11 protein-coding genes are annotated in these 12,496 nt (G+C 67.1%); all 11 read left to right on the top strand.

Features of this window, described 5'->3' with window-relative positions; all coding sequences use genetic code 11:
* Positions 1-8 precede the first annotated feature (8 nt).
* The 11 genes from DR_RS07690 to DR_RS07640 all read left to right on the top strand — a co-directional run bounded on the left by DR_RS07690 (position 9) and on the right by DR_RS07640 (position 12,430).
* Positions 9-485, top strand: coding sequence for a hypothetical protein (locus DR_RS07690; protein WP_027480223.1), 477 nt, complete (start codon positions 9-11; stop codon positions 483-485).
* The gene (gene nuoE / locus DR_RS07685; protein ID WP_010888140.1) at positions 452-1,075 is read left to right on the top strand and encodes an NADH-quinone oxidoreductase subunit NuoE; all 624 of its coding nucleotides are present in this window, start codon (positions 452-454) and stop codon (positions 1,073-1,075) included. The genes DR_RS07690 and nuoE overlap by 34 nt, the downstream gene beginning before the upstream one ends.
* A complete protein-coding gene (gene nuoF / locus DR_RS07680; RefSeq protein ID WP_010888139.1) occupies positions 1,072-2,406 on the top strand; it encodes an NADH-quinone oxidoreductase subunit NuoF in 1,335 nt (444 codons plus the stop codon). The genes nuoE and nuoF overlap by 4 nt, the downstream gene beginning before the upstream one ends.
* A gap of 121 nt (positions 2,407-2,527) precedes the next feature.
* Positions 2,528-4,720: an NADH-quinone oxidoreductase subunit NuoG gene (nuoG, locus tag DR_RS07675; protein WP_010888138.1), complete on the top strand. Its 2,193-nt coding sequence runs from the start codon at positions 2,528-2,530 to the stop codon at positions 4,718-4,720.
* Complete coding sequence (nuoH, locus tag DR_RS07670; RefSeq protein WP_010888137.1) at positions 4,720-5,913, top strand: NADH-quinone oxidoreductase subunit NuoH; 1,194 nt, start codon at positions 4,720-4,722, stop codon at positions 5,911-5,913. The genes nuoG and nuoH overlap by 1 nt, the downstream gene beginning before the upstream one ends.
* Positions 5,914-6,084: 171 nt before the next feature.
* Positions 6,085-6,621, top strand: a complete 537-nt coding sequence (gene nuoI / locus DR_RS07665) for an NADH-quinone oxidoreductase subunit NuoI (RefSeq protein ID WP_010888136.1) — start codon at positions 6,085-6,087, stop codon at positions 6,619-6,621.
* Positions 6,618-7,235 (top strand): NADH-quinone oxidoreductase subunit J family protein, encoded by a 618-nt coding sequence (locus DR_RS07660; protein WP_010888135.1) that lies wholly within the window; start codon positions 6,618-6,620, stop codon positions 7,233-7,235. Before nuoI ends, DR_RS07660 begins: the two co-directional genes overlap by 4 nt.
* Position 7,236: 1 nt before the next feature.
* The gene (nuoK, locus tag DR_RS07655; RefSeq protein WP_027480224.1) at positions 7,237-7,539 is read left to right on the top strand and encodes an NADH-quinone oxidoreductase subunit NuoK; all 303 of its coding nucleotides are present in this window, start codon (positions 7,237-7,239) and stop codon (positions 7,537-7,539) included.
* 6 nt (positions 7,540-7,545) lie between these two features.
* Positions 7,546-9,477 (top strand): NADH-quinone oxidoreductase subunit L, encoded by a 1,932-nt coding sequence (nuoL, locus tag DR_RS07650; protein WP_034350758.1) that lies wholly within the window; start codon positions 7,546-7,548, stop codon positions 9,475-9,477.
* 49 nt (positions 9,478-9,526) lie between these two features.
* Positions 9,527-10,951 carry an NADH-quinone oxidoreductase subunit M gene (locus DR_RS07645; RefSeq protein WP_010888132.1) on the top strand — a complete coding sequence of 475 codons (1,425 nt, stop codon included), beginning with the start codon at positions 9,527-9,529 and terminating at the stop codon, positions 10,949-10,951.
* Positions 10,952-12,430, top strand: coding sequence for an NADH-quinone oxidoreductase subunit N (locus DR_RS07640; protein ID WP_010888131.1), 1,479 nt, complete (start codon positions 10,952-10,954; stop codon positions 12,428-12,430).
* Positions 12,431-12,496 lie beyond the last annotated feature (66 nt).

Raw genomic sequence — 12,496 nt, 5'->3', positions numbered from 1 at the left:
CGCCGGTCATGCCCGCGAGCCGGGCAGCCGACATCGTGTTCGGCCTCGTTCCGGCGCTGCTGCTCTCGCCGATCACCCTGCTGGGTCTCGTGTTCAGTGGCACTCTCGGCGTGCTGGCGCTGACCGACTTGCGCGAGAGCTGGGGCCTGGTCCTCGTGAGCGTGTGCATCCTGGCGGGCGTCGTCGGCTGGGCCGCGTTGCTGACGGCCATTTTTCGGCGCTGGCGGGGCGAACTGTCGCTGAGTCCGTGGCTGCGGGCCGGGCTGTGGTGCGGCGTGCTGGGAGCCATGACCACGCTGCTGCCCTGGGACAGCCTCACCTTGACGGAGCAGGAGCTGTGGCCGGCGCTGAGCGAGAAATTCGGCCATCAGCTGCCCTTTCTGGCCGTGGCGCTGAGCCCTTTGCTGCTGACCTTTTCTTATCTGTACCGACTTTCTTCGGGAGGCAACTCTTGTCTTACTTCGCAGACAAAACACCCCTCGTAGCCGAGATTTTTTCGCGGTATCCGGACACGCCGCAGGGAAGGCGTTCCGCGCTGATGCCGCTGCTGCGTGAGGTGCAAGACGCCGAGGGCTTCGTGGCGGCGCCGCGCCTGGCTGAAATCGCCGAACTGTGCGGCACCACCGCCACGGAAGTTCGCTCGGTGATGAGCTTTTATTCCACCTACCACACGGTGCCGACGGGCCGGTATCACCTCCAGGTGTGCAGCACGCTGATGTGCGCGCTTGCCGGGTCCGATGCGCTGTGGGACGAACTCGTCACGCGGCTGGACGTACAGCCCGGTGAGGTGACGCCGGATGGCCGCTTCAGCGTGCAGAAGGTGGAATGCCTCGGCAGTTGCGGCACCGCGCCCGTCCTCCAGCTCAACGACGAGGGCTTTTACGAGCGCGTCGGCCCGGCGCGGCTCGCCGAGCTGTTGGCGGCGCTCCAGGCCGACCAGAAACCCGCGACCGACCACCCGGTGCCCGTGCCGGTGGGCGCAGACGGACGGCAAAGCACCGCCAAGGGCACCACGGTCGGCGGCTCGGTGCGCGACCTGACCCCCTTGACCGCTGCCAGCGGAGGTGCTCCGTGACCGCGCCCACCGCCGAAAAACCGATCACCAGTGCGCTCGACCACCGCTTTGCGCCCACGCTCTACGCGCAGGTGGGGCAGCCACGAAGCTGGACGCTGGACACCTACCAGCGGGGCGGAGGCTACCAGGGCGTGCGCCGGGCCTTTGCGCTCGGTCCCGACGCCGTGATTGAGGAGGTCAAGAAATCCGGCCTGCGCGGACGCGGCGGCGCGGGCTTCGCCACTGGCCTGAAATGGTCGTTCATGCCGCTCAACGACGGCAAACCGCACCTCATCATCTGCAACGCCGACGAGTCCGAGCCGGGCACCTTCAAGGACCGCTACCTGATGTCGGAAGACCCGCACCAGCTCATCGAAGGGATGCTCATCGGCGGATACGCGATGCGGGCGAGCCGGGGGTACATCTACATTCGCGGCGAGTATGTGCTGGCCGCCGAGCGCCTCTGGGCTGCCATTCACGAGGCGCGGGCGGCGGGACTGCTCGGCAAGGACATTCTGGGCAGCGGCTTCGACTTCGACCTGCAAGTTCACCGGGGCGCGGGCGCCTACATCTGCGGCGAGGAAACCGCGCTGATGAACTCGCTGGAAGGTCTGCGGGCCAATCCGCGCCTCAAGCCGCCCTTTCCCGCCGCCGCCGGGCTTTACGGGCTGCCGACCACCATCAACAACGTCGAGACCTTTTGCGCCGCGACGCACATCCTCAAGTACGGCGCCGACTGGCACGCGGGCATGGGCACCGAGAAGTCCAAGGGCATGAAACTCTTTCAGATTTCCGGCCCCGTCGCCCGGCCCGGCGTGTACGAACTGCCGCTCGGCACGCCGTTTCGCGAACTCATCTACGACTGGGCGGGTGGCCCCACCGAGGACATCAAGGCGATTATCCCCGGCGGGATTTCCTGCCAACTCCTGAAGTGGAGCGAAGACATCCTCGACACGCCGATGGACTACGAGTCGCTGGCGGCGGCGGGCAGCAGCCTGGGGACCGGGGGCGTCACCCTGATTCCGGCGGCGGCGTCCATCGTGGACACGACCTGGAACGCGGTGCGCTTTTACGGCCACGAGTCGTGCGGCAAATGCACGCCCTGCCGCGAAGGGATTTCGGGCTGGATGGTTCGCATGTACGAAAAACTCGCTCGCGGGCACGGGCAACCCGGCGACACCAATCTCATTCTGGACATGGCCGACAACATCGGCGGCAGAAGCTTCTGCGCCCTGGCCGACGCCTGTCTGGGGCCGGTCCTGAGTTCCATCCGGCTGTTCCGCGAGGAATACGACGCGGCGGAGCGCGGAGAGGTGCCGCGCGAGCTCGCGGGGCGCTGGAGGGACGCATGATGGCTCGCGTTGCTCGCGGTTTAAAGGTCGAAGAGTCTAAGGGTCTAAGAGAGTTGGCCCGCGACTTCCTCGGACCCTTGGCCCCTCAGACCCTCAGACGTGCCACTCAAGGAGGCGCCCCATGAAAGTCACCGTAGACGGCGTCCCCCTCGACCTTCCCGCCGGCACTTCCGGCATCGACGCCGTGTTCGCCGCCGGGCGCGACGTGCCGTATTTCTGCGCCCACTCGTACCTCTCGCCGGTCGGGGCCTGCCGGATGTGCCTGGTGGAGTCGGGCAGCCCGCGCAAGGGCAAAGACGGGAATTTTGAACTCGATGAGCAGGGCGAGGTCAAGATTTTCTGGTTCCCCAAGCCGATGGCGGCCTGCACCATGCAGGCGACCGAGGGGATGCACATCAAGACCGCCGCGACGAGTGAAGTGGTCGCCAAGTCGCAGGCAGGGATGATGGAATTTACCCTGCTCAACCACCCGCTCGACTGCCCGACCTGCGACAAGGGCGGCGCCTGCGAGTTGCAGGACCGGGCCTTCGAGTACGGCTACGGCGCGAGCCGCTTCGGGTTTGACCGTCGCCACGCCGACAAGCACTACCCGCTTTCGGACTTCGTGATTCTGGACCAGGAGCGCTGCATCCACTGCAAACGCTGCGTGCGCTACTTCGAGGAAGTGCCGGGGCAGGAGGTTCTGGACTTTATCGAGCGCGGCGGGCACACCTTCATCGACACTCAGGAAGGCGGGCTGCCCACCGGCTTTTCGGGCAACATCACCGACATTTGCCCGGTCGGGGCGCTGCTCGACAACGTGGCGCGCTTCCGGGGCCGCAACTGGGAATACGACCACACGCCGACGACCTGCACGCTGTGCCCGGTGGGCTGCGCCATCACGGTGGACGCCCGCAATGGCCGGCTGGAGCGTATCGTGGGCCGCGAAAACCGCGACGTGAACGAAATCTGGCTGTGCGACGCCGGGCGCTTCGGGCACACTTTCGCCAGTGAAGGCCGCCTGACCCGTCCACTCATTCGTGAGAACGGCAGACTGCGCGAGGCCGACTGGGACGAAGCGATTGCAGCCATGCGGCGCGGCCTGAGCGGTATTCACCCGTCGCAGCTCGGCCTCTTCATCGCCGCCGATTCCACCCTGGAAGAAGGCATGGCGCTCGAACGCTTCGCCGCGCAGCTCGGCGCAGGCAACGTGGACCACTGGCCGCGCCATCCGGTGCAGCTCACCGCGCCTGCCGCAACCCTGACCGACGTGGCGCAGGCCGACGCGCTGGTGGTCATCGGTGCCGACCTCGGCGAGGAAGCCCCGGTGCTGGAACTGCGGATTCTGGAAGCCCTGCGCGGCGGCATCCTGCCCACCGAGTTTGACCACGGCACCGCGATTGCCGACCTGCGGCTGGTGGAACGCCCCGCCCGCAAGCCCGAAAAGCTGGCCGTTATCGGGCGCGAGTCGTCCATCTGGCGCCACGCCGGGATTCAGGCCGCGTCCAACGGCCACAACGCTGTCGCCCGGCTGTTGCGGCCTGACACCGACGAGCTGCGGGCGGCACTGAAGCTGCTGGAGGAGGCCGAAAAGCCGGTGGTCATCCTGGGCGCTGACGTACTGGGTGCCGACGTGCTGGGCAGCGGGACTGATGGCCTGGCCGCGCAGGTGAGCGAACTGGCGAACCGCACCGGAGCAAAGGTGCTGGCCGTAGCCGCCGCAGCCAACAGCACCGGGCTGGCCGCACTGAACCTGCTGCCGCGCAGCGGAGCCGCTGGGTACGCGGGCCTGACCGACGCTCCCGCCGCCTTCCTCAGCCGCCTCGACCCGGTGGGCCAGGGGCTGCTGAGCTTGCCGCGCGGCTTTACCGTCGTCCACGACACCCACCTCACCGAGACGGCGCAGCAAGCCGATGTGGTGTTGCCCGCCGTGACGAACTATGAAAAGCGCGGCACCACCGTCAACCTCGAAGGCCGCTTCCTCGCGCTGGAGCAGGCCGCGCTGAGCGCCGGGGAAGGCGCCGACCTGATTCGCACCCTCACCGCGCTCGCCGAGGCGCTGGGCGTGCGGCCCCAGGTGCGCGGGCTGAAGTCGGCCCAGGCGGCTTTGCAGGAGCGGCTGGGCTTGCGGGTGGACACGCTGCCGCCGCAAGGAGCACTCAACCTGAACGTGAACCGCGCCGCCGCGCCCGTGGGCGTGCCGTACACGCCGCAGCTCTGGAAACCCCGCATGCGCCCCGCACCGCAGGCGAGCGAGCAGCCAGACCTGGGGCGCGGGCAAGCAAGCTGGGCAGCGCCGCTCTCTGCCGCCGCCCCCACCGGAGGTGACGACTGATGCCCGATTGGCTTTCCGCGCTGCTGATTACGCTGCTCAAGGCCGTGCTGGTCGCCCTCGCGCTGCTCACCGCCTTCGCGTACATGACCCTCATCGAGCGCCGGTTGCTGGGCCGCATTCAGCTGCGCCCCGGACCGAACCGGGTGGGGCCAATGGGCCTCTTGCAACCGCTCGCCGACGCCATCAAGAGCATTTTCAAGGAGGACGTGACCGTCACGCTGGCCGACAAGCTGGTGTATACCCTCGCGCCGATTCTTGCCATCGGCATGGCGCTCACCGCCTTCGGGGGCATTCCGGCAGGGCCTCCTGGGAGTCTCTTCGGGACCGATCCCTGGGTCTACAACCTCGACGCCGGGATTCTGGCGCTGCTGGCACTGACCTCGATGGGCGTCTACGGCATCTTTCTCGGCGGCTGGGCATCGGGGTCCAAGTACCCGATGCTGGGCTCGCTGCGCTCCTCGGCGCAAATGATTTCCTACGAACTCGGCATGGGCCTGAGCGTGCTCGGCCTGCTGATGCTGGTGGGGAGCACCAACTTTCTGGACATCGTGGAGTGGCAAGCGGGCCCGCGCGGGCACGGCTGGCTGATTCTTTTTCAGGTGTTCGCCTTCGCGCTGTTTATGGTGAGCAGCTTTGCCGAAGTCAACCGCACCCCGTTCGACCTGCCGGAAGCCGAGCAGGAACTGGTGGCCGGCTACCTCACCGAGTATTCGTCCATCAAGTGGGCGCTCTTTCAGATGGCGGAATACGTCAACATCATGACCGCCTCGGCGCTGATGAGCACGCTGTTTTTCGGCGGCTACCGGGGGCCGACCTTTCTAGAGCCGCTCATTCCCGGCATCAGCTCGTGGCCGCTGGTGTGGCTGATCGCCAAAATCGCCTTTTTCATGTTTCTGTTCATCTGGGTGCGCGCCACGCTGCCCCGCCTGCGCTACGACCAGCTCATGCGCCTGGGCTGGAAGCTGACGCTGCCGCTCGCGCTCGTCAACACGCTGGTGGTGGCGGCGGTGCTCGCCTTCGTGCCCGCCGAGGGGCTGTTCGGCATTCCCCGGCTGTGGCTGCTCGGCGCGGTCAGCTTGCTGCTGCTGCTCATCCTCTTTGCCGCCAGCGACGCGGTGCGCGGGCTGTGGAACTCGCCTGCCCTGCGCAACGAGGAAAAACGAGTGCCGGGCCGCCCGCTGGGAGGCGACTGATGGGGCACGGTGCTCGCTTTGCTCGCCGTCTAAGGGTCAAAAGGTCTAAAGGTCTAAGGCCTGCTGCCTCCTTTGCCTTTAGACCTTTTGACGGTTCGACCCTCAGACTCTTAGACCCTCAGACCCCCAAACCTCTGGAAACCCTTCAACCTGCCGACAAAGGAGGCGCATATGGGCGTCCTTGACATCGCCAAAGGCATGGGCGTGACCCTCGGCAAGCTGTTTCAAAAGCCGCTGACCGTCAGTTACCCCGAGCAGCGGGCCACCCTGCAACCGCGCTTTCGGGGCCGCCACGTCCTGACCCGGCACCCCGACACCGGGCTGGAAAAGTGCATCGGCTGCTCGCTGTGCGCCGCCGCCTGCCCCGCCTACGCCATCTACGTGGAAGCCGCCGAGAACGACCCGCGTGACCCGGTCAGCCCCGGCGAGCGCTACGCGAAGGTGTACGAAATCAACATGCTGCGCTGCATTTTCTGCGGCCTGTGCGAGGAAGCCTGCCCGACCGGCGCGGTGGTGCTCGGCAACGAGTTCGAGATGGCCGATTACCGCTCGCGCGACTTCGTGTACGGCAAGGAGGACATGCTCGTCGGCGTCACCGGCAGCCGCCCGCAACGGCGCGAGGCGCTGAGTGCCGGGCGGCCCGTGCGCCTCGGCTTTCAGGTGGAGGGCGGCCCGCGCGCCGAGCTCGAAGGAGTGGAGTACCCATGATGCTGGCCTTTCTCCTTCTCGGCGCCCTCGCCATTGCCGGGGGCATCCTGACCGTCGCGGCGAAAAACGCCGTGCACGCCGCGTTGGGGCTGGTGGGCACCCTGATCTGCGTGGCGGGGCTCTTCGCCTCCATGAACGCCTCGTTTCTGGCGGCCACCCAGGTCATCGTGTACGCCGGGGCCATCATGGTGCTGTTTCTCTTCGTCATCATGCTGCTCGGGGCCAGTCAGCCGATTACGGCGCGTGACCCGCTGCCCTTCGTGGGGCCGCTCGGGGCGATTGCTGCGCTGCTGCTCGCGGGCGGTTTCGTGACGCTGGCGCTGACGTATCAGGACCCCCGCCCGCTTGCCGAAAGTGTGCAGGCCCTGCGCGGCGGCGCGGCGGGCGCGGTGGGCGAGACGCTGCTCACCCGCTTCCTGCTGCCGTTTGAAGCGGTGAGCATTCTGCTGCTCGTCGCCATCGTCGGCTCGGTGACGCTGGTGCAGCGCCCGGTGCCGCAGCCTGACGGCGTGACTGATGAAACGGGCGCCGAACTGCCCCCGGCGCCGCGTGCGTGGCGCGAAGGGCAGAGCGCCCCCGCCCTGAATTCCGAACCCCTCAAGGAGCGTGCCTGAGATGGTGCCGACCTCGTATTACCTCGCGCTGTCGGGCGTCCTGTTCGCGCTCGGCCTCATCGGTGTGATGACCCGCCGCACGGCGATTCTCATTTTCCTGAGTGTGGAGCTGATGCTCAACGCCGCCAACATCGCGCTGGTGGCCTTCGCCCGCTCATGGGGCGACCTGATGGGGCAGACCGCCGTGTTTATCGTGATGACGCTGGCCGCCGCCGAGGTGGCGATTGGGCTGGCGATCATCGTCGCCATTTTCCGGGGACGTGAGACCACCAACGTGGACGACCTCGCGCAGTTGAGGGGCTGAGTGCTGATGCCGCTGTATCTGCTTCCCCTGCTGCCGCTGCTGGGTTTCGCGCTGCTGATGCTGTTTCCGCGTGCTTTCCCCGGCAAGTCGGGCAGCTGGCTGGCGACGGTGATGGTGCTGCTGAGCTTTGCCGTCGCCGTGATGCGGTATCTCGGGCAGGGCGACACCGCCGCGCACGAGACGCTGTGGCCCTGGCTGCCGAACATGGCGCTGAACGCCAACCTCAGCGTCGGCTTTTATCTGGACCGCCTCTCGTCGCTGATGACGCTGATTATCACCGGCATCGGTTTTCTGATTCACGTCTACTCGGTGAGCTACATGGCGCACGACGCCAAGTTCACGCGCTTTTTCGCGTTCCTGAACTTCTTCGTCTCCATGATGCTGATTCTGGTGCTCGCCGACTCCTACCCGCTGATGTTCGTCGGCTGGGAAGGCGTGGGCGTGGCGAGCTTCCTGCTCATCGGCTTCTGGCACTCGGGCCGCAACTCGGAAGCGTCTGATAAAGATGTGCGGGACGCGAGTACCAGCGAAGGCCGCGCCAACTCCAACGCCGCGCGCAAGGCGTTCATCATGAACCGCATCGGCGACCTCGGCTTCATGCTGGGGATGTTCCTGCTCTACAAGCTCTACGGCACGCTCAGCATTCCCGAACTCGCGGGGCAAGCGGCGGGCACCCGCGTCGCGCAGTCGGCCATCGAACTCGCCTGCCTCTTCCTGCTCGTCGGCGCGGTGGGCAAATCGGGCCAGTTGCCGCTGACGACCTGGCTGCCCGACGCGATGGCGGGGCCGACGCCGGTCTCGGCGCTCATCCACGCGGCGACGATGGTGACGGCGGGCGTGTACCTGGTGACCCGCAGCCACTTTCTGTACGAACTTGCCCCCGTCGCGTCCAACTGGGTCGCCTGGGTCGGCGGACTGACGGCACTCTACGGCGCGCTCTCGGCGCTCAACCAGCACGACATCAAGAAGATTCTGGCGTACTCCACCGTCTCGCAGCTCGGCTACATGTTTATGGCGGTGGGGCTGGGGGCGTACTCGGCGGGCGTGTTTCACCTGCTCACCCACGCTTTTTTCAAGGCGCTGCTGTTCCTGTGCGCCGGGGCCGTCATCCACGCGCTGCACGAGGAGCAGGACGTGCGGGCGATGGGGGGGATGCGCCGCTTCATGCCGTTTACCCACGTCGCCGCGCTGATGGGCGTGCTCGCCATTTCGGGCATTCCCATCTGGAGCGGCTTCTTTTCCAAGGACGCGATTCTGGCGGCCGCGTGGGCGCAGAGCCCCTGGCTGTATGTCATCGGGCTGGGCGTGGCGCTGCTGACGGCCTTTTACATGGGCCGCTGGTACTTCCTCGTCTGGCGCGGCGAGTACCGGGGCCAGGTGGCGCACCCGCACGAGGCCGACGGGCTGATGCGGTTCCCGCTCGGCGTGCTGGCGGCGCTGGCGACGCTGGGCGGGTTCCTCAACATTCCGGCGTTCCTGCCTTCGCTCGGGCTGCCTAAGCACGCCTTCGACACCTACCTGGGCCGGGCGATTCCGCAGCAACTGCATCACATCCCGGCGAACGCCGAGTGGCTGCTGACCGTGCTGGCGGTGGTGGCAGGCGTGGTGGGACTGGGCTGGGCGTGGCTGGACCACCGCCACCGGATGCTGGCAAACGGCCCGCTGGGGCGTGTGAGTGCGGCGGCGCTGTATCTGGACAACATCTACAACGGCCTGATTGCCGCGCCGAGCCGGGGTATCGCGCGGGGGCTGGACGTGGTGGACCGGGGCGTGGACGCCGGGCTGAGTGGGGTCGCGCGCAACGCGGGAGCGCCGGGCGCCCTGTTTGCCCGGATGCAGAGTGGATATGTCCGCGCCTACGCGCTGAGCATGGTGCTGGGCACCGCGCTGATTATCGGGTACTGGGCGCTGAAGATGATTGGCCGGGGGGGCACGTGATGCGGCCTGTTTTGTCCGTTCTTCTGACCGCTGCCGCCGGAGGCACTGCATGACGAATCTGATGCTGTATTTGCCGCTGCTGGGGGCGCTGCTGGTGCTGGTGGCCCCGGTGAAGTGGCGCGAAGAGGTCGCGGGGTTTTTCGCCGCCGCGACGCTGGGCGCCGGGCTGTGGCTGTGGCGGCTGGGGGGCGAGGGCCTGAGTGTGCTGCCCTGGGTGCCGCCGCTGGGGGTGACCTACGCCGTGGAGCTGAACGGGGTGGGGTTGGCCTTCGCGCTCGTCACGGCGTTCATGACCCTGATGGCGGTGTGGTACGCCGCGCGCCGGGTGCCGAATCCGGGGCCGATGCTGGCGATGGTGCTGGCGATGGAAACCGGGCTGCTGGGTATCTTCGCGGCGCGTGACCTGATTCTCTTCTACGTCTTTTTCGAGTGGGCGCTGATTCCCTCGCTGCTGATGCTGGCGGTGTACGGTGGCCCGCACCGGATGCGGGCGCTGGTGAAGTTCGCGGCGTACACGCTGCTCGGCTCTCTCTTCATGCTGCTGAGCTTTATCGGCTACAAGTGGCTCGGCGGCAGCCCGACCTTTGCGCTGCCCGACCTGCTCGCGCACCCGGTGGGCGGCGTCGCGCAGACCTGGCTGTACCTCGGCTTCCTGGCGGCGATGGCGGTCAAGCTGCCGCTGTGGCCGCTGCACGCCTGGCTGCCCGACTTTCACGAGCAAAACCACGAGAGCGGCATTCCCGACGTGATGGGCACGCTCTACAAGGTGGGCGGCTACGGGATTTTCGTCTTCGGGCTCACCCTCTTTCCCGACGCTTCGCTGGAGCTGCGCCCGGTGCTGATGGCGCTGGCGGCCTTCACCGCGCTCTACGCCGCCTGGATTGCCTTCGGGCAGACGAACTGGAAGCGGCTGCTCGCCTACGCGGGGCTTTCGCACATGGGTTTCGTGGCGCTGGGGCTGTTTTCGATGAACGAAACGGCGGTCATCGGCGCGATGTACCTGCTCGCCTTCCAGAACCTCTACACCGGGGCGCTGTTTATGGCGGTGGGGATGTTGCAGGAGCGCGTCGGCAGTCTCGACACCCGCGTCGGCGGCGTGATGAACCAGGCGGGCGCGCTCGGCGGGCTCACACTCGCGCTGTGGTTCGCCTCCATCGCGGTGCCGGGGCTGGCGGGCTTTGTCGGTGAATTCTCCATTCTGCTTGGCGCCTATCAGGTGAGTCCCTGGCTGACCTTCATCGCGGGGCTGACCACGATTGCCGCCGCCGCCTACGCGCTCACCGCGTTTCAGAAGACCTTCTGGGAAGGCCGCCCGCTCGGCGCCGTGCGGGTGCCCGACCTGCGCGGCACCGAGTGGCTGGTGCTGGGGCTGCCGCTGCTTGCGGCGCTGTTTTTCGGGGTGTACTCGGCGCCGGTGCTCAACCTGATGCAACCGGCGGTGCGCGCGGCGCTCTCGCTCGTAGGGGGGCAATAAATGAATCTGGTCCTTCCTGACGTGAGTCTCGCCCCCATGCTGCCGGTGTTGCTGGTGCTGGTCGGGGCCATCGTGTCCACCCTGGGCGGCTTCTGGCTGCCGCGCCGGACGCTGACGGCGCTGAATATCCTCTTCGTGCTCGCCTCCGGTGCCAGCCTCGTCTGGTTGTGGGGCGGAGCGCCCTGGGCGGCGGGGATGGACGTGCCGCGCTCGGCCTTCGCCGGGGCGCTGCGGGCCGACCCGGCGGCGCTGTTGCTGGGGGGCACGGTGCTGCTCGGGGCGCTGCTCACCCTGCTGGTGTCGCTGGACACGGCCTACCGCGCCCGCGTGAGCTTTGCCGAATTTGACGCCCTGCTGATGTACGCCGTGACCGGCTGCCTGCTGATCGCCTTTTCCGGCGACCTGATCGTGATGCTGATCGGGCTGGAAATCATGAGCCTGGCGAGCTACGTGCTGGCGACCCTGCAGGACTCGCGCCGCTCGCAGGAAGCGGGGCTGAAGTATTTCCTGCTCGGCTCGGTGGGCAGCGCCATCCTGATCTACGGGCTAGCCTTCCTGTACGGCGCGACCGGCACGCTGAACTACGCGGGCATCGCGCAGCAGGTGAGCGCGCTCGACCCGCAGAACATCGGCATTCTCGTGACCGGCACCTTGCTGGTGCTGTCGGGCTTCGGCGTCAAGATTGCGCTGGTGCCTTTTCACCAGTGGACGCCCGACGTGTACAGCGGGGCGCCCACGCTGGTGTCGCTGTTCCTGAGCACGGTGGTCAAGGTGGCCGCCTTCGCCGGGATGCTGCGGGTCTTCGGCGGGGCGCTCGCGGCGGGGCCAGGGTGGCACTCGGTGCTGCAAATCCTCGTGGCGCTCACGCTGGTCATCGGCAACGCGGCGGCGCTCTATCAACAGAACTTCAAGCGGCTGCTCGCTTACTCGGCGGTGGCGCACACCGGCTTCCTGGCTATGACTTTGCTGGGCGACACCGCGCAGGGCGGCGCGGCGCTGGGCTATTACCTGCTCGTCTACACCCTGATGACGGTGGGCGCGCTCGCCGTTGTGGCCGCGCTGCAACGCACCGAGGAAGGGCTGACCATCAACGACATGCGCGGCCTGTACTACCGGCACCCGGCCTACGCGGTGGCGCTGGCATTTTGTCTCGCCTCGCTGGCTGGGCTGCCGCCCTTTGCGGGCTTTTTCGCCAAATATCTGGCGATTCAGGTGGCCTTTCAGGCAGGGTATCTCCTTATCAGCGTTCTCGCCGTGCTGAGCAGCGTGGCCGCGCTGGTGTACTACCTGCGCCCCGCCATGCTGATGTTCATGCCCGACCGCACCCCCGCCCGCGAGTACGCCCACGGCCAGCGCCCGGCGACCAACGTCGCGGTGGCGCTGAGCCTGATCGGCATCGTGGTGCTGGGGCTGCTGCCTAACCTGTGGTACGGCTGGGTGGCGTCGCCGGAAATCTGGCGACTGCTGGCGGGCACCTGAGCTGGAAGAAAGCAAATTCGGGGGAAGATGATGCAAATTCATCTTCCCCCGCTTTTTGCCTTTCTT

It is taken from the genome of Deinococcus radiodurans R1 = ATCC 13939 = DSM 20539, assembly GCF_000008565.1.
GTDB classification, from domain to species: Bacteria; Deinococcota; Deinococci; order Deinococcales; family Deinococcaceae; genus Deinococcus; species Deinococcus radiodurans.
The sequence above is the reverse complement of the archived record's forward strand: the minus strand, read 5'-3'. Positions and strand labels throughout refer to the sequence as shown.